Here is a 16,550-nt window from a genome sequence, read left to right as displayed (position 1 = left end):
GTCTCCTTCAGGCCATCGTCGATTGCACGAACGAGCCCAGCGCCGCCAGCAGCGCACCGCCGCCGAGCAGCCCCAGCCAGGCCCAGGCCGGATTGCGGCGCCCGGCCACCACGCCCAGCAGCACCGCCAGCCACAGCAGCAGGCCCAGCGCGCTTGCGACGAACTCGGCGTCGTGGAATTCCATCCCGGCCTTGGACATCAACGCCATGCCGGCGGCGATAAAGCCCCAGGCGAAGACATAGCCGCCCACCACGCCGGCACCGACCCGCGCGGCAAGCTGCAGGCGTGGATGGCGGGAACGGATCGACGTGGCGGACATGGCTGCGTCTCCTGCGGGGCCGGCGTCAGAAACGCCAGTCCAGGCTCAGGGTGTAGTTGCGCGGGGCACCGTAGTAGCCGGCGCCGTAGCGCAGGGTATTGATGTACTTCTCGTCGCCGATGTTGCCGGCGTTGATGCGCACGGTCGCATTGGGCAGGAAGTCCCAGGCCGCGTACGCGTTGAGCACCGCATGGCTGTCCTGGCTCACCGTGCCGTTGAAGATGCGGCCCTGCCAGCGTCCACCGACACCCCAGGAAAAGGCTTCGTAACCGGGCACGCGGCCAGCCAGCAGCAGGTTGGCGCTGCGGCGTGGCACCCAGGGATAGGTGTCGTCGCCATCCAGCCCGTCCAGCTCGAGCGCGGTATAGCCCACCACCACGTCCAGGTGGTCGTTGATGCGGCCGGTGGCTTCCAGCTCCACGCCGCGCGATTCCACGTCCACGCCGGCGTAGATGTAGGAACCCAGGTCGTTGAAGCCCACCGGCGTGGCCAGGTTCTTCTGGTCGGCCCTGAACACGGCCATGGTGGCCAGCAGGCGGTCGTCCAGCCAGCTGGCCTTGACGCCGGCCTCGTAGTTCACGCCCTTGCTGGGGTCGAGGTAGCGGTCGTCCGCATCGACCTGGTCCTGCGGCTGGTACAGGTCCGAGTAGCTGACGTAGCCCAGCACCTTGTCGCTGAAGTCGAAGGTCAGGCCGGCATACGGGCTGGTGTGCCGCGTGGTCTGGTCGAACGGCGCCCCGTACAGGCTGCCGCTGCGGCGGTACTCGGCGAAGTTGGCGCCGAGGACGGCCTTGAAGCGGTCGGTCATGGCGATGCGGGTGGCGCCGAACACGCGCTTGAGGCGCTGGTCCAGCACCGAGTAAAGCGTGCGCTCGCCCCAGGCCGGCTCGGGGATGGCGTCGGTGGGATAAGGGAACGCAGGCAGCGCCCCCCAGCCCGGCGAGGCCGGATCGGCCGGGTACTCCCAGCCATCGGCATCGCTGCGCGACACGCTCGCGCCCAGCACCAGCTCGTGCTCGCGGCCCAGCCACTGGAAGCGGCCGTCCAGCACCAGCGAACCCAGGTGTGCGGTGGACGCGTCCGCCCCTCCCCAGGGATAGCCGTAAAGGCCCAGGCCGGTCTCCGGATCCAGCCCGTCCGCACCTTCGTAGGCATAGAACATGCGGTCGTCGCCGGTGGCGCGCCGGTAGTTGTAGGCGGCCTTCAGCTGCCAGGCGTCGCCGAGGCGGTGTGTGTACTCGACGAAGGCGGTGTGGTTGGTGGTGTTCCACCAGGTCCAGTCCTGGGTGGTGGTGGCGCTGGTCGGCCACTGCGCCTGGGTGCCGTCGTTGTTCGCAAACAGCAGCGCGCCCCACATGATCCCGTCGGACTTCGCGCGCTGGTACGACCAGCCCAGCGCCAGGGTGCCGTTCGCCCCGACCTGGCCGTCGACCACGCCGTAGACGAAGTCGCGCTGGTTGCTGTTGGCGCGCAGCCAGGAATCGCCGTCCTCGTGCGCGGCCACCACGCGGCCGGCCCAGGTGGCGTCGGCGGTGAACGGCGTGGAATAGTCCAGCTCGACGCGGGTGGTGTCCCAGGTGCCGCGGCTGATGCCCACGTTGCCCTGCCGCGCGTTGGTCGGGCGCTTGCGCACGTAGTTGATGGTGCCGGCCGCGTTGCCCACCCCGGTCAGCAGGCCATTGGCGCCGCGGATCACTTCCACCTTCTCGTAGCCGGCGGTATCGAACGCGCCGGTGGCGATGCCCCAGCTGTTGGGCATGCCCACGCCGTCGATCTGGGTGTTGAGGATGTCGAAACCGCGCGAGCTGTAGCTGGTGCGGTTGGTCTCCCACTCGTCCACCTGCACGCCGGTGGCCAGGCGCAGGGCCTCGTTGACGCTATCAGCACCGAACAGGTGCATCTGCTCGGCGGTGACCACGCTGATCGACTGCGGGGTCTCCCTGATCTCCAGGTCGAGGTTGGTGGCGCCGGTACTGGCGCGGCTGGCGCGCTGCGCGACCACCAGGACCGCGTCCAGCTCGGTGGCGGCCGGCTCGCCGCTCTCCCCGGCCAGCACGGACGCGGCGGGCGCGGCCAGCACGACGGCCATCGCCACCCACGCGGCAAGGGTGCGGCGGCGGGGGGCAGGCATCGGGACGGGAAACGACGGGTTGCAGCGAGGACTCACGTGACGGCTCCGGGAAGGACATGGGAGGCCGGTCGCCGGGCCACGGCCCCGCCCGCGCAAGCCAACTGCGATGGCGGCTTCAGGCATGGGCGGCATGGACCAGTGGCATGGCGGTGGCGGCAGCGGAAGCGGAAGCGCCCCGGCCGGCCGCTCATGCGTCCGGTGCCGGGCTGTGCAGCCTGCTGCCTTGGAGTGCCTCGCCTTTCCCCGCGCTGCATCGGCGGGTGCGGGTCCGTGCGGCCGTCCTGGGTGGAGCTGCTGCACGCATTAAATGCGAATCGATCTCATTCCGCAAGCGCCATGACCCTGCCCCGGCAGTACGGCGCGGATCAGGGATCGATGGCGATGCCCAGCCGGCGGCACACCGGCCCGGCCAGGAGCGCACCCAGCACGGCGCTGGGGAAGCCGTACAGCAGTACCGGCACATACGCCATGGACGCCCCGCCCCCGGCATCGGGCCGGATGCAGTCCACGTAACCGGCCCACAGCAGCCATGGCGCGAACAGCGCGCAGGCGCCCACCGCGCGCAGCGGATTGGCGGTGGCCAGCCAGACCAGCGCCGGCAGCAGCGGCGGCAGGACGAAGACGCCCAGGCCGATGGCGAACCGGCGCAGGTCCTGGCCATGGCAGCCGAACCCCAGCACGGCCTGGAGGGCGATCACCACCGTGATCGCGAGGATGCCGGCAAGCCGCGCGCGGGGTCGTCGGATACGCATGGGTCTGCTGCACGAAACGAAACACCCGGCCGGAGCCGGGTGTTTCGATGGTTGCCTACCTGGCCTTGCCCTGGGCGGCGACCGCCGCGGCGGCGCGGGCCGCCGCTTCCGGATCGCCCAGATAGCGGTGCGAGACCACCTTCAGCTCGTCGTCCAGCTCGAACAGCAGCGGGATGCCGGTGGGGATGTTGAGCTCGAGGATCTCTTCCTTCGAGACGTTGTTGAGGTACTTGTACAGCGCGCGCAGCGAGTTGCCGTGCGCGGCCACCAGCACCGTCTTCCCCGACTTCAGCGAGGGCGCGATGGCGTCGTGCCAGTACGGCAGCACCCGGTCCAGGGTGGTGGCCAGCGACTCGGTCGACGGCAGCGCGTTGCGGTCCAGCCCGGCGTAGCGCGGGTCGTTGGCCGGGTGGCCGGCGTCGGACGGATCCATCGCCGGCGGCGGGATGTCGTAGGAGCGGCGCCAGATCTTGACCTGCTCCTCGCCGTGCTTGGCCGCGGTCTCGGCCTTGTCCAGGCCCTGCAGCGCGCCGTAGTGGCGCTCGTTGAGGCGCCAGCTCTTGTGCACCGGGATCCAGTCCTGGTCCAGCTCGCCCAGCGCGATGTTGAGGGTGCGGATGGCGCGCTTGAGCGTGGAGGTATAGGCCACGTCGAAGCGCAGGCCTTCCTCGCGCATCAGGCGGCCGCCGGCCGCGGCCTCGGCCCGGCCCTGCTCGGTGAGGTCGACGTCGACCCAGCCGGTGAAGCGGTTCTCGAGGTTCCACTGGCTCTGGCCGTGGCGCAGCAGGACTAGCTTGCGGGTCACTGTGTGGGGTCTCCGGTTCGGGGGCGAAAGCGAGGCCGATTGTAGCGGCAAGTTGTAGCGGCAAGTCGCCGCCGCAAGCCGCGCCGCATCCGTCCGTCCGGGCGCGTACGGCCACCCCGGCGGCGGCGCGGAAAGCACCGTCGCGGCCACGCGCGCGCAGCGGCGCGCCGGGCATGCAATGCTGCGCCCCGGTCCTTCCCCGGAGCGCCGCCATGACCACCCTCGTCGAACCCCGCGTCCACGATCTCGGCAACGGCTTCCTGGTACGCCGCGCGGTCCCCTCCCTGCAGGCGCGCAGCGTCGGTCCCTTCGTGTTCGTCGACCACATGGGCCCGGTGGTGTTCGACCGCGGCCACGGCCTGGACGTGCGCCCGCATCCGCACATCGGCCTGGCCACGGTGACCTTCCTCTGGGACGGCGCGATCCGCCACCGCGACACCCTCGGCTCGGACCAGGTGATCCGCCCGGGCGACGTCAACTGGATGACCGCCGGCCGCGGCATCGCCCATTCCGAACGCACCCCGGCCGAGGAGCGGGCGACCGGCAGCACGGCCCACGGCATGCAGACCTGGGTGGCCCTGCCGCAGGCGCACGAGGAAGCCGAGCCGGCGTTCTTCCACCACCCTGCGGCCACCCTGCCGCAGCAACGGCGCGAGGGCGCCTGGCTGCGGGTGCTGGCCGGGCGCGCCTACGGCGAGGAATCGCCGGTGCGGGTGTTCGCCGACACCCTCAGCGTGGCCATCGACCTGGAGCCGGACGCCGAAGTGGCGCTGGACACCGGCCATGCCGAGCGCGCGCTCTACATCCTCGAAGGCGAGGCCCAGCTCGACGGCCGCGACATCCCGGCCCGGCACCTGGTGCTGCCCGACCGCGGCACGCGCCCGGTGCTGCGTGCGCGCACCCCGCTGAAGGCCATGCTGCTGGGCGGCGAGCCGCTGGACGGGCGCCGCCACCTGTGGTGGAACTTCGTCTCCAGTTCCAGGGAACGCATCGAGCAGGCCAAGCAGGACTGGCTTGAAGGCCGTTTCGGCCAGATCGACGGCGACCCCGAGTTCATCCCCCTTCCCGCCCGCTGAACGCACGTCTCACGCAGGCTGCGACGCCCACGTCGACCTGCGTCCTCTTCGGTTACGATGGTGCAATGCAACAGCCAGACCCGAAGCGTGGACCCTCCATGCTCTACCAGCTGCATGAACTCAACCGCGCCATGATGGCCCCCTGGGTCCATCTGGCCGAAGCCAATGCCCGCATCTTCTCCGACCCCAACAGCTGGGTGTCGTCGCTGCCGGGGGCCGAGCGCATCGCCGCCAGCAACGAGCTGGTGCACCGCCTGGGCAAGGACTACGAGAAGCCTGCCTGGAACATCCACGAGGTGGAGGTGCAGGGCCGGCAGGTCCCGGTGCTCGAGCAGGAGGCGCTGCGCAAGCCGTTCTGCCGGCTGGTGCGCTTCAAGCGCTACAGCGACGACGCGGCCACCATCGCGGCGATGAAGGACGACCCGGTGGTGCTGGTGGTGGCGCCGCTGTCCGGCCACCACGCCACCCTGCTGCGCGACACCGTCTCCACCCTGCTGCGCGACCACAAGGTCTACGTGACCGACTGGGTCGACGCGCGCATGGTGCCGGTGGAAGCCGGCGCGTTCTGCCTGGACGACTACGTGGCCTACGTGGAGGACTTCATCCGCCACATCGGCGCGCGCGACCTGCACGTGGTCAGCGTGTGCCAGCCGACGGTGCCGGTGCTGGCCGCGGTGTCGCTGATGGCCGCGCGCGGCGAGCCGATCCCGCGCTCGCTGGTGATGATGGGCGGCCCGATCGACGCCCGCCGCAGCCCGACCGCGGTCAACAACCTGGCCACGCGCAATCCGCTGTCCTGGTTCGAGAACAACGTCATCCACACGGTGCCGCCGCCGTACCCGGGCCAGGGCCGCGACGTGTACCCGGGCTTCCTGCAGCACGCCGGCTTCATCGCCATGAACCCCAGCCGCCACTTCATGTCGCACTGGGACTTCTACTCCAACCTGGTCAAGGGCGACCTGCAGGACGCCGAGGCCCACCGCCGCTTCTACGACGAGTACAACGCGGTGCTGGACATGCCCGCCGAGTACTACCTGGACACCATCCGCATCGTGTTCCAGGAGTTCCTGCTGCCGCGCGGGGAATGGGTGATCGGCGGCGAGCGCGTGGATCCGGCGGCGATCAAGGACACCGCGATGTTCACCATCGAGGGCGAGCTGGACGACATCTCCGGCCTCGGCCAGACCGAGGCAGCACACGACCTGTGCAGCGGCATTGCCAAGTCGCACCAGAAGCACCTGATCGTCGAAGGCGCCGGCCACTACGGCATCTTCAGCGGCCGCCGCTGGCGCGAGAAGGTCTATCCGCAGGTGCGCGAGTTCATCGCCAGATACGCACGCGACTGAGCCTTGCCCCATTGGCACAACGGAAAGGCCGCCCCATGGGCGGCCTTTCTTCCTGCAGGACCGGGATGCCGGCTGCGTGCTCACTGCGCGCTGATGTCCTCGGGCGCCAACCGGCGCACCACCTTGCCGGCCTCGTCCAGGAACTCGACCGCGGCGGCGCCGTCGGCGGCCACCCTCAGCAGCAGCCGGACCCTGCCTTCGGCGTCCCTCAGGGACAGCAGGGAGGAGCGCTCGTGGTCCTTGCCCAGGAACACGCGCGCGACATTGGCCGGTCCGCCGGTGAGTTCGACTTGGCGTTTCTGCCTCTCGTCCGGCGGCAAAGCGTTCAGCTCCTCCAGGTTCTCCAACATTGGCTCGGACGATCCATCGGGCTGGTCCAGCACCGTGACTCCCGCCCAGCGGATGCCATCCCGTTCGTACTGACCGAACGTGGCCACCTGGTCCTGCTCGTACTGGTCGAAGGAAAAATGCCCTCCTGCACGGGGCTTTCCATCCGGACCGCGCGAGCCACCAAAGACCAGGCCACCGTTCTCGGTGCCCTCATCGTTGTAGAACAGCATGCCGGCGACCTCGCGCGGATGGCGGTGCTCCTTGCCGCGGAAGATCAGGCCCGGGAAACGCGTCCGGTTCGATACCACCAGGCGCAGCGTGCCGTCCGGCTCGCGCACGTTGATGCGCTGCACGTCGATCTCCTCGAAGCTGGCGCGCTTGCCCGGTGCGGCCGCGCCGGTCAGCAGGAAGGCGCATACGGCCACCGTCAGCGCGCCTGAATAGGCCAGCAGCCAGCGCATCGCGGTTCTCTGCTCCATGTCGTCCTCTCCACAGACGCCGCGGATCACGGCGGGGGCGACGTTACCGCACCGGGTTGCTCCCGGCAGGACCTTGGGGGCCAACCGCCGAAATTGCCGGCCAGACATGCCGGATTGGATCGCGAACGCGGCACGGGTGTGCACATCCATCGCCGGATACGCGCGCGCCCGGGCCTTGCGCCACGGCTCCGGAAAACGGAAAGGCCGCCCCATGGGTGGCCGTTCCCCTTGCCCGGCGCGGAATGTCCAGGCCTGCGGCAGCCGCCCCCCCTGCCTCGCCCCTGGCGCCGAGGCGTCGAGGGCCTCGACCCGCGGCACGGTTTCGGGAAGGACCGGCCGGCGCCATTGGCCGGCCGGGAGGCGGGCTCAGACCACCGGATTGCGCACCAGCAGGTGCTTGGCCAGCCAGCCGTGGCAGCGCCCGACCAGGCGCGCCAGGTGCAGGGTCGCGAACAGCAGCAGCAAGCCGATCGCGAACGCCAGCAGCGCGCCCGCCCAGCTGTCGGCCAGGGCGAAGTACAGGCCGTCCAGGTGGAAGCCGGCGCTATCCCACCAGCCGAACAGGGAGGCCAGCGGCGTCAGCAGCAGCCCCAGGCTCACCGCCAGCAGGGTCACGATGCAGCTGAAGTACGCCGTGCCCAGCGGCAGCATCGCCAGCATGTAGGCCATCGCCGTCCAGGTGCGGCCGTCGGTGAACAGCTCGCCGATGCGGGTCAGCCAGGGCTTGTCGCGCTGGATGTACAGCGGCCGCCGCGGCATGCGCACGCCCAGCAGCACCTCGACGATGCGCCCTTCCACCAGCGACAGCAGCCGCACCGACATCAGGAACAGCAGCAGCAGCGGCACGCCGATGATCAGGATCAGCAGTCCGCCCGAGGTGGAGATGCCGGTGACGACCCAAGTGAAATAGAACACGCCGGTAGCCAGCGACAGCAGCATGTAGAACAGCGCGCCGTAGGTGTACGGGTCGGCGGCCACGCCGAAGAAGCGGCCGACCAGCGAGCGCTGCTTCGGCGGACGCGGCGGGCACAGGGCGCGGTTCACGGTGACCTCGGTCTCGCGGTAGATCTCGGCCACTTCCTCCGGCGCGCCGTAGCTGCCGGCCACCGCGGCAATCACCTCGGCCTCGTCGCGGCCGGCCTGCTCGGCCAGCTCCGAGCGCAGGTATTCCTCCGCGTCGTACAGCGCGTCCTGGACCAGCGCCGGATCCGCGCCGCGAAGCGCCTCGCGCAGCTGCTCCAGGTATTCCGGGATGGTGGTCGGCAGCGGCCGACCCTGCTTGGCGTTCATGCGCTTACTCCTCCAGGACGGAATCGACGGAATCGCGGGTGGCGCGCCAGGCGGCGGCCCATTGCGCCAGGACCTCGCGGCCGGCGCCGGTGATGCGGTAGCAGCGCCGCGGCGGGCCGGCATCGGATGGCTCGACGTGGCTTTCCAGCAGGCCTGCGCCCTCCAGGTTGCGCAGCACCGGGTACAGCGCGCTCTGCTTGCCGCTGAGCACGCCGCCGCCCACCTGCTCCAGGCGCTTGGCGATGAGGTAGCCGTACAGGGGCTCGCTGGCCCGCGCCAGCACCGCCAGCAGGACCAGCGACACGGTGCCGGCGCTGAGCTCCTTCTGGAACTTCTTCAGCTGGGCCTCGATGTCGACCATGGATGGGCTCCTCGCCTGCCTCTGGCAGGCTCCGGAGCAAGGCTATTCTTAACTTCGGTATAGCGGATGTGCCGATAGTCACCCGGGGCCGTACTGGCCCTGGCGGCCGGGGTCGGGCCAGAATCCGGGCTCCATTCCCAGGTGCCGCCCATGACCCTGCGCCCCGTCCTGCTCGCCTGCGCCCTGTGCGCCGCCTTCGCCGCTCCTGCCCCCGCCCAGGCCCAGACCCGCGGCCTCCAGGAGATCCTCGCCGACGCGCCGGCCTCGGCCTGGCGCGACCTGGACCCGGAGCGCACCCTGTACATGGACCTCGAAGCCGGCCGGGTGGTCATCGAGCTGGCGCCTGCGTTCGCCCCGGCGCACGCGCGCAACATCGCCACCCTGGCGCACGGCCATTTCTGGGACGGCACCAGCATCTACCGGGTGCAGGACAACTTCGTCGCCCAGTTCGGTGATGTCGATGGCGAGGACCCGGAGAAGGCGAAGGATCTCGGCCGGGCCGCACGCAAGCTGCCGGCGGAATTCGAGCGCGAGGCGGCGGGACTGGATTTCCACCGCCTGCCCGATGCCGATGGCTGGGCGCCGGAAGTCGGCTTCGTCGACGGCTTCCCCGCCGGCCGCGACCCGCACGAAGGCAAGGCCTGGCTGGCCCACTGCTACGGCATGGTCGGCGCCGGCCGCAACGCCGAGCCGGACAGCAGCATCGGCGCCGAGCTGTACGCGGTGATCGGCCAGTCGCCGCGCCAGCTGGACCGCAACATCACCCTGGTCGGTCGCGTGGTGAAGGGCATCGAGCTGCTCAGCTCGCTGCCGCGCGGACCCGAACCGATGGGCTTCTACGAAGACCCCGCGCAGCGCACGCCGATCCTCTCGGTGCGGCTGGCCAGCGAGGTGCCGGCCGGCGAACGCCTGCGCCTGCAGGCCCTGCGCACCGACAGCGCCGCCTTCGCCGAGCTGGTGGAAGCGCGCCGCAACCGCCGCGACGACTTCTACAAGCGCCCGGCCGGGCACATCGACCTGTGCAACGTGATGCTGCCGGTGCGCGTGGCCGCCGACTGAGGCTCAGCGCGCGCGCTGGCTGATCGCCACGCTGCCCAGGATCAGGGCGCCGGCCAGCAGCATGGCCAGGGTCACCGGCTCGCCCAGGAACACCCAGGCGAACAGCGCGCCGAACAGCGGCACCAGGTAGGTCACGGTGGACGTGCGCGCGGCGCCGATGCGGTGGATCAGGCCGTAGAAATAGATGAAGGCCAGCCCGGTGCACAGCACGCCCAGGCCGATGGCCGAGCCCCAGGCCTGCGCCGAGACCGCACCGGCCGGCCAGTGGGTGGCCGCCAGCGGCAGCAGCAGCAGCGCCGAGCAGCCCAGGGTCACCGCCGCCGAGGCCGCCGGCGGCAGCCCGGCCATGTAGCGCTTCACCAGGTTCAGGCCGACGCCGTACAGCAGCGCCGCGGTGGCGCCGGCGAACACCGCCGGGCCGATGCTCAGACCGGACACCTTGGCCGTGGCCAGCACCACCACGCCGATGAAGCCGGTCAGCAGCGCCACGGCGCGCCGTGCGCCGATCTTCTCGCCGAACACCAGGTACGCCACCAGTGCGGCGAACAGCACGACCATGGCGTTGCAGATCGCGCCGATCGCCGCCGGCGCGCGTTGCGCCGCCCAGGCGAACAGCAGGAACGGCAGCGCCGAGTTCACCACGCCGATGGCCGCCAGCTTCGGCCAGATGCGCAACGGGAACTGCGCCCGCGCCAGCCACAGGAACGGCAGCAGCACCATCGCCCCCAGCGCCAGGCGCAGCTCCACCAGGGCGTAGGGCCCGAACTCCGGCGCGGCCACCCGCATGAACAGGAACGAGCCGCCCCATACCGCGCCCAGCGCAAGCAGTTCCAGCGGGGTGCGCCAGTCGCGGGCGCCGGCCACGGGCGCGGCGCCGGCTTCCAGGCATTGCTTGGTGCCATCCATCGGTATCTCCTCGGGTAACCGGAGCGGCCACGTCGCGCACGCGGCGCGGCGGCCAGGGGGAAGGAATCGTGCGCCGGTGGCTGCCTTGCCGCTCGCCGTTTCCGGACATCGCATCACCGGCGCGATGGCCACAGCTTCGGCGTCGCCGGGCGCGCCGACAAGCGCGTAGTATCGGGGCGAGCCACAAATCTGGTTCGTGCCTCGCATGGTCATCCGTCCTGCCCTGCTGCCCGCGCTGGCGGTGTTCGCCGCCGCCGCGCGCCACCAGAACTTCGCCCACGCCGCCGAGGAACTGCACCTGACCGCCAGCGCGGTCAGCCACCATGTGCGCAAGCTGGAATCGCTGCTGGGCACGACCCTGTTCCAGCGCCACGCCCGCGGCGTCACCCTCACCCCCGAGGGCCGGCAGCTGGCCGACGCCGCCGCCGCGGCACTGGCCGACGTCTCGGCGGTGGCCGGCAACCTGCGGCCGGACGCCGGCACCCGGGTGCTGCGGATCAGCACCCTGCATTCGCTGGTGCACTGCTGGCTGCTGCCACGGTTGTCGCAGTTCTGCGCCGCGCACCCGGAAGTCAGGCTGGAGATCGACACCAGCCCGGCGCTGGCGCGCTTCGACGAGGGCGGCCCCGACCTGGCGGTGCGCTATGGCCCCGGGCACTGGCCCGGGCTGGTGGCGCACCACCTGATGGACGATGCGATGTTCCCGGTGGCTTCGCCGCGCCTGCCGGGCGTGGCCGACATCACCGGGCCGCGCCAGATCGCGTCGCTGCCGTTGATTTCGGACCTGACCCAGCAGGGCTGGCGCGAATGGTTCCGCGCCGCCGGCGTGCGCGGCGTGCGGCTGCCGCCGATGCACAGCTTCAGCGACAGCACGGACGCCATGCGCGCGGCCGCCGAAGGCATTGGCGCGACCCTGGCCCGCCGCCACCTGGCGCTGGGCTGGCTGGAGCGCGGCGACGTGGTGCGGCTGCCCGGACCGACGATGCAGGCGCGGTTCGCGTACTACGCGGTGTATCCGGCGCACCGCCCGCTGGCGCCGGCGGCCTCGAAGTTCGTCGACTGGATCAAGCAGCAGGCCAAGGAGGCGCCATGGGCCGACGCGCCGGGACGGCGGCCGCCCGGCGCGCGCCGGCGCAAGGGCCGGGAGGAGGCCTTCCTCACCCGGCCTTGAAACCGGCGTGGCTAGGCTGCGCGGCATCCATCGGGAGAGTCCGCCATGCCCCAGCTACGCCTCCGCATCATCGGCAACCAGGACGACCTGCGCGCGGTCGCCGACCTGCTGCAAAGCATCGAGGGCGTCGAGCACGTCGAGGAAGTGGCCGACCTGATGCCCCGCCTGGACGACGAGGATTCCAGCTCGGCCGGCCTGTCCGACGACATCGGCCCCGGCGCGCACGACCTGGAGATCGAGGCGCCCAACGATTACACCGCCCGGCGCGTGCGCCAGGCGGTGGAGGAGCTGGCGGTGCGCCTGGGCCTGGTGGTGGAGTTCGAGGCGGAAGAGGAATAGGCCACCGCCGCGCTACACGCTGGCGCCGTCGAAGCGCACCACCTTCAGCGCGTCCAGGTCCACCTCCGGCAGGCAGCGCACGTTGATCGCCACGGTCGCGGTGCCGTCCGGGGCGGTGCCCTCGCCGAACGGCGCGATGCCGCAGGTCGGGCAGAAGTGGTGCTGGATGTGCTTGCGGTTGAACAGGTAGGTGCCCAGCCGCTCGCGCGGGGTGGCCAGCTCGAACGCGCTGGCCGGCACGAACCACAGCAGGCCGCCGCGCCGCCGGCACATCGAGCAGTTGCAGTCGACCACCTGATCGATCTGTCCTTCGACGGTGAACGCGATGCCGCCGCAATGGCAGCTTCCCTGGTACTTCATGGTGTCCTCCCCGTGCGTGGTGGCGCGGCCCAGCCAATGGCAGGGGCATGGGCGGCGCCTTGCCCCTATCCTGCGCCATCCCTCGACACCGGTATAGCCATGCGCCCGAACCTGCGCCCCTGCCTGCTGGCCCTCGCCCTGCTCGCGTCGCTGGCGGCCTGCCAGAAGCCCGAAGCCCCGGAAGCCGCGTCCACCGCCACCGCGCCCAGCCCGGCCGACGCCGCCTTCGCTGACCTGTCCGCGCGCGCGCTCGAGGCCTGGATGCGCTTGTCGCCGGTGGCCGCCACCCAGGCCGGCGACCACCGCCATGACGCCGAGCTGGACGACCTCTCCGCCGAGGGCCGCCGCCAGGCGCTGGAGACCAGCCGCGCCCTGCTGGCCGAACTGGATGCGCTGGACGTGGCCGCGCTGTCCCGCGACAACCAGGTCGACGCCGCGATCCTGCGCAACCGCCTGGAGTACGACATCTGGAGCGCGGAAGTGCTGCAGCCCTGGGCCTGGGACCCGCAGGTCTACGGCGACCTCGCCGGCAGCGCGATCTACGGACTGATGGCGCGCGAGTTCGCGCCGCTGCCCGAACGCCTCAGGTCGGCCACCGCGCGCATGCGCCTGATCCCCGGCCTGCTGGCGCAGGCGCGCGCCAACCTCGATCCGGCGCGGGTGCCGAAGATCCACGCCGAGACCGTGGCCCGGCAGAACTCCGGCCTGCTGGGCCTGGTGGACCTGCTCGTGGTCCCGGCGCTGGACCAGCTGGACGCGGCCGACCGCCGGGCCGCCGAGGAGGCGATCGCCGGCCTGCGCGCGGCCGTGGTCGAGCACCAGGCATGGCTGGACCGGACCCTGGTCCCGAACGCGCGCGGCGACTTCCGCATCGGCGCGGAGCTGTACGACCGCAAGCTGCAGTTCGCCCTGCTGTCCTCGCTGTCGCGCGCGCAGATCCGCCAGCGCGCCGAGGCCGAGCTGGAGCGCGTGCGCGCGGAGATGTACGGCATCGCCCGCACGGTGCTGGCCGACCGCCCGGGTGTCCCCGAACTGCCGGACTCCCCGACCCCGGAACAGCAGCAGGCGGCGATCGAGGCCGCACTGGAGCTGGCCTACGCCGAGCGCCCGGCGCGCGACCGCGTGGTCCCCGACGCCGAGGCGGCACTGGCGCAAGCCACGGCGTTCGTGCGGGAGAAGGACCTGGTGACCCTGCCCGACGCGCCGGTGGAAATCATCGAGATGCCCGAATTCCAGCGCGGCGTGGCGGTGGCCTATTGCGACTCGCCCGGCCCGCTGGACCGCAACCTCAAGACCTTCTACGCGGTCTCGCCGATCCCGGAGGAATGGACCCAGGAACAGGTGGACTCGTTCCTGCGCGAATACAACTCGCGCATGATCCACCTGCTGAGCATCCACGAGGGCACGCCCGGCCACTACCTGGAGGGCTGGCACTCGGCGCGGCATCCCTCCACCCTGCGCGCGGTGCTGCGCTCCGGTCCGTTCGCCGAGGGCTGGGCAGTGTACACCGAGAAGGTGATGGCCGACGCCGGCTACCTTGGCAACGACCCGCTGTTCCGCCTGGTGCAGCTGAAGTTCTACCTGCGCACCATCGCCAACGCGATCCTCGACCAGGGCGTGCACGTGGACGGCTGGAGCCGCGAGCAGGCCATGGACCTGATGGTCCGGAAGACCTTCCAGCAGGAGCGCGAGGCCGCCGGCAAGTGGGTGCGCGCGCAGCTGACCTCGGCGCAGCTGCCGACCTACTTCGTCGGCGCGCAGGAGCACTTCGACATGCGTGCCGCGGCGGAGGCGGAGCTGGGCGAGCGTTTCGACGCGAAGACGTACCACGACCAGGTCCTGTCCCACGGTGCCCCGCCGGTGCGCTTCGTGCGGCAGCTTCTGCTGGGCGAACCGGTGAGGTGACCGGTTCGTGATTCGTGATTCGTGATTGGTGATCCGCGGGAGCCGCCGTCGTCCCGGCATTGGCCGGAGCGACGGGACGCATGCGCAGCCCGGATACGCGGAGCGCGTCCGGGCTGACGCGGCTGCCATGCCAGCCGAAGCCATGGCCGAATGTGCCTGGAGCCGGCACTGCCCTGGCGGGGGCTTACTCCACCGGCTTCAGCACCAGGTCCTGGAAGTCGAAGCTGAAGTCGGTCAGGTCCGAGGCCGCCTCCATCCGCGCCTCGCGCACCTTGCCGTCCGGATCCAGGTGGAAGGTGACGAAGGCATCGCCGTTGAGCGTGCGCTCGCGCCACTTCACCAGGAAGGTGTCGTGCTGCCAGTGCTGCAGCTCGCCTACCAGCAGCGGGCTGCGGGTGAAGCGCATCAGCAGGCGCCCGTTCTCCTGCTTCACCTCGACGTCGCCGTACCAGGCATCGCGGTAGGTCGCGGCGTAGCCGGACAGCGGCAGCGAGGGCTTGGAGCGCTTGTCGCGCGCGGCCACGCGCTTGGCCCAGGCGTCGTCGGCGCGGGCCTTCGACTTTTCCGCCGCCGCGGCATAGGCCGCCACCCAGTCGACCCGTTCGGCCGGCTGCAGGAAGGCGTCGAGCACGTGCAGGGTGACGGCGTTGAACGCGCCGCCGGATTCCTGGTTGGTCAGCACCACCACGCCCAGGTTGCGCCCCGGCACCAGGGTCACCCGCGAGACCATGCCGGGCCAGCCGCCGGTGTGCCACACCAGCTTCTCGCCGCGGTAGGTCGACAGCATCCAGCCCTCGCCGTAGCCGAGGAAGTCCGGCCTGGACGCGGCCAGTTCCGGCACCGCCGGCTCGGGGATGTTGATCGGCGTGTGCAGCGTCCACATCGACTTGTGCCGGCGCTCGGAGAACAGCCGCTGCTCCCGGCCTTCGGCATCGGTGTAGCGGCCGCCGGCCAGCTGCGCGTTCATCCAGCGCGCCATGTCGTGCACGCTGGAGTAGATGCCACCGGCGCCGGCGGCGTTGTGCCAGGTGAGCGGAAAGGTCGGGCGCAGGGTGGTGAAGTCGGCCTTGGCATGGCCGCTGGCGGCGCGGTCGCCGGGACGCAGGGCGTCGGCGTTGAAGCGCGTCCCGGCCATCCCCAGCGGGTCGAAGAAGCGCTGCTGCAGGAACTGCGCGTAGGACTGGCCGGAGACCCGCTCGATCAGCAGGGTGGCCGCGGCGTACAGGATGTTGTCGTAGGCATAGCGCTCGCGGAAGCTGCTTGCCAGCGGCACGTCCTTCAGGCGCGCCACCACTTCCTCGGTGCTGTAGTCGCTGCCCGGCCAGAACAGCAGGTCGCCGGCGCCCAGGCCCAGGCCGCTGCGGTGGGTCAGCAGGTCGCGCACGCGCATCTGCGCGGTGACGTAGGGATCGGCCATGCGGAACTCCGGCAGGTGCTCGACCACCCGGTCTTCCAGCGACAGCTTGCCCTCGTCGGCCAGCATCGCCAGCGAGGCGGCGGTGAAGGCCTTGGTGTTGGAGGCGATGGCGAACAGGGTGTGGGCATCCACCGGATCGGGCTTGCCCAGCTCGCGCACGCCCCAGCCGCCCTCGAACACCACCTGGCCATCCTTGACCACCGCCACGGCGATACCCGGCACCTCGAAGCGCTCGCGCGCCGCTTCCACCCAGGCGCCAAGCCGGGCCGGATCCAGCGCGGCCTGCGCCGGAGCGGTGGTGGCGGCCGGCTCCTGCGCCACGGCCGGTGCCAACGGCACCAGGCCCAGCGCGAGCAGGCAGGACAGGCACAGGGTCGAAGGGCGCAGGGCCATGGGCAGCTCCGGTATGGGTGTGCGCCGATTCTAGGCGCAGCCGCCGTGCGCGCCCGAGTGTCGGAAGTCGGGGCGTGGCCGATGCAGGAACCGCGCGCCGGGTCGGCTACG

16 protein-coding genes are annotated in these 16,550 nt (G+C 71.1%); 6 read left to right on the top strand and 10 right to left on the bottom strand.

The window, feature by feature from the left end:
• Positions 1–7: 7 nt before the first annotated feature.
• From EIM47_RS04135 to gpmA, 4 genes are all read right to left on the bottom strand, one after another.
• Positions 8–319: a hypothetical protein gene (locus EIM47_RS04135; RefSeq protein ID WP_028914744.1), complete on the bottom strand. Its 312-nt coding sequence runs from the start codon at positions 317–319 to the stop codon at positions 8–10.
• A 25-nt stretch (positions 320–344) separates the two neighbouring features.
• Positions 345–2,450, bottom strand: coding sequence for a TonB-dependent siderophore receptor (locus tag EIM47_RS04130; RefSeq protein WP_240626154.1), 2,106 nt, complete (start codon positions 2,448–2,450; stop codon positions 345–347).
• A gap of 365 nt (positions 2,451–2,815) precedes the next feature.
• On the bottom strand, positions 2,816–3,202 hold the full coding sequence (locus tag EIM47_RS04125) for a Na+:solute symporter (RefSeq protein WP_125076221.1): 387 nt from the start codon (positions 3,200–3,202) through the stop codon (positions 2,816–2,818).
• A gap of 55 nt (positions 3,203–3,257) precedes the next feature.
• Entirely contained in the window at positions 3,258–4,007 is a 750-nt protein-coding gene (gene gpmA / locus EIM47_RS04120; RefSeq protein WP_028914747.1) for a 2,3-diphosphoglycerate-dependent phosphoglycerate mutase, read from the bottom strand.
• 212 nt (positions 4,008–4,219) lie between these two features.
• Between gpmA and EIM47_RS04115 the strand changes: the two genes are divergently transcribed.
• Together EIM47_RS04115 and phaZ are read left to right on the top strand one after the other, a co-directional pair.
• Complete coding sequence (locus tag EIM47_RS04115; protein WP_019398457.1) at positions 4,220–5,083, top strand: pirin family protein; 864 nt, start codon at positions 4,220–4,222, stop codon at positions 5,081–5,083.
• Between the two features lie 98 nt (positions 5,084–5,181).
• The gene (gene phaZ / locus EIM47_RS04110) at positions 5,182–6,429 is read left to right on the top strand and encodes a polyhydroxyalkanoate depolymerase (protein ID WP_019398456.1); all 1,248 of its coding nucleotides are present in this window, start codon (positions 5,182–5,184) and stop codon (positions 6,427–6,429) included.
• Between the two features lie 80 nt (positions 6,430–6,509).
• Here phaZ and EIM47_RS04105 read toward each other — a convergent pair whose 3' ends face one another.
• The 3 genes from EIM47_RS04105 to EIM47_RS04095 form a co-directional block, all read right to left on the bottom strand.
• Positions 6,510–7,238 (bottom strand): hypothetical protein, encoded by a 729-nt coding sequence (locus tag EIM47_RS04105; protein WP_125076220.1) that lies wholly within the window; start codon positions 7,236–7,238, stop codon positions 6,510–6,512.
• 366 nt (positions 7,239–7,604) lie between these two features.
• Positions 7,605–8,528 carry a sensor domain-containing protein gene (locus EIM47_RS04100; RefSeq protein WP_125076219.1) on the bottom strand — a complete coding sequence of 308 codons (924 nt, stop codon included), beginning with the start codon at positions 8,526–8,528 and terminating at the stop codon, positions 7,605–7,607.
• A 4-nt stretch (positions 8,529–8,532) separates the two neighbouring features.
• Positions 8,533–8,889 (bottom strand): PadR family transcriptional regulator, encoded by a 357-nt coding sequence (locus EIM47_RS04095; RefSeq protein WP_019398453.1) that lies wholly within the window; start codon positions 8,887–8,889, stop codon positions 8,533–8,535.
• A gap of 150 nt (positions 8,890–9,039) precedes the next feature.
• Here EIM47_RS04095 and EIM47_RS04090 point away from each other — a divergent pair, with 150 nt between their 5' ends.
• Positions 9,040–9,948 carry a peptidylprolyl isomerase gene (locus EIM47_RS04090; RefSeq protein ID WP_125076218.1) on the top strand — a complete coding sequence of 303 codons (909 nt, stop codon included), beginning with the start codon at positions 9,040–9,042 and terminating at the stop codon, positions 9,946–9,948.
• Between the two features lie 3 nt (positions 9,949–9,951).
• Here the strand turns inward: EIM47_RS04090 and EIM47_RS04085 are convergent, their stop codons facing one another.
• A complete protein-coding gene (locus EIM47_RS04085; protein WP_125076217.1) occupies positions 9,952–10,854 on the bottom strand; it encodes a DMT family transporter in 903 nt (300 codons plus the stop codon).
• 205 nt (positions 10,855–11,059) lie between these two features.
• On the opposite strand from EIM47_RS04085, the gene EIM47_RS04080 reads away from it, so the two are divergent.
• Both EIM47_RS04080 and EIM47_RS04075 read left to right on the top strand, forming a co-directional pair.
• Positions 11,060–12,025 carry a LysR substrate-binding domain-containing protein gene (locus tag EIM47_RS04080; protein WP_125076216.1) on the top strand — a complete coding sequence of 322 codons (966 nt, stop codon included), beginning with the start codon at positions 11,060–11,062 and terminating at the stop codon, positions 12,023–12,025.
• 45 nt (positions 12,026–12,070) lie between these two features.
• Positions 12,071–12,364 carry a hypothetical protein gene (locus EIM47_RS04075; RefSeq protein WP_019398449.1) on the top strand — a complete coding sequence of 98 codons (294 nt, stop codon included), beginning with the start codon at positions 12,071–12,073 and terminating at the stop codon, positions 12,362–12,364.
• 12 nt (positions 12,365–12,376) lie between these two features.
• Here the strand turns inward: EIM47_RS04075 and EIM47_RS04070 are convergent, their stop codons facing one another.
• The gene (locus EIM47_RS04070) at positions 12,377–12,724 is read right to left on the bottom strand and encodes a GFA family protein (protein WP_019398448.1); all 348 of its coding nucleotides are present in this window, start codon (positions 12,722–12,724) and stop codon (positions 12,377–12,379) included.
• A gap of 111 nt (positions 12,725–12,835) precedes the next feature.
• Between EIM47_RS04070 and EIM47_RS04065 the strand changes: the two genes are divergently transcribed.
• Entirely contained in the window at positions 12,836–14,629 is a 1,794-nt protein-coding gene (locus EIM47_RS04065) for a DUF885 domain-containing protein (protein ID WP_164514546.1), read from the top strand.
• 184 nt (positions 14,630–14,813) lie between these two features.
• On the opposite strand, the gene EIM47_RS04060 is transcribed toward EIM47_RS04065, so the two are convergent.
• The gene (locus EIM47_RS04060; RefSeq protein ID WP_125076214.1) at positions 14,814–16,439 is read right to left on the bottom strand and encodes a serine hydrolase; all 1,626 of its coding nucleotides are present in this window, start codon (positions 16,437–16,439) and stop codon (positions 14,814–14,816) included.
• Positions 16,440–16,550 lie beyond the last annotated feature (111 nt).

This window comes from Pseudoxanthomonas sp. SGT-18, from assembly GCF_003931645.1.
Classification (GTDB): Bacteria; Pseudomonadota; Gammaproteobacteria; order Xanthomonadales; family Xanthomonadaceae; genus Pseudoxanthomonas.
This window is presented reverse-complemented; position numbering and strand designations above follow the sequence as displayed.